The sequence below is a fragment of the Psychrobacter sp. Rd 27.2 genome (assembly GCF_001921755.1).
In the GTDB taxonomy this organism is placed as follows: domain Bacteria; phylum Pseudomonadota; class Gammaproteobacteria; order Pseudomonadales; family Moraxellaceae; genus Psychrobacter; species Psychrobacter celer.
Genome location: NZ_MRYB01000119.1, coordinates 1 through 373 on the forward strand (window position 1 = coordinate 1; position 373 = coordinate 373).

The 373-nt window shown below is 38.3% G+C and carries 1 protein-coding gene; it reads right to left on the reverse strand.

The genetic code is table 11. The annotated features are described in order from the left end of the window. Nucleotides 1-50: 50 nt before the first annotated feature. Nucleotides 51-373 (reverse strand): alpha/beta fold hydrolase (locus BTV99_RS13575; RefSeq protein ID WP_178377984.1); only part of this gene is annotated, 323 nt, incomplete at its 5' end.

Consider the following 373-nt stretch of genomic DNA (forward strand, 5'->3'; position numbering starts at 1 on the left):
ACCAGAGGATCCTCCAGTGACGATGACTACTTTATCTTTTACTTGAAAACTCATAAGTACCCACCTTTAATAATTGATAAGAGTATTTGATTAAAATCCTCAGGTTGGTCTAAATACGACAGATGACTGGCAGCGGCGATAGCATACAACGCAATATTCTTATGACGCGCTTCAATCTCAAACATAATTTTGGGCGTGGTAATACCATCCTCAGTGCCATAAATGAGATCAATCGGCTTATCTATTTTCTCTAGATAATGATGGATACTATCTCTAGCTAATAGCTGAGACGACTTCTCAAAACCTTCAAGCGTTATTTGCGCCATGATTTGTTCAAGAAGCCTGACCTTGTTATGACTCGCATTAAATAACA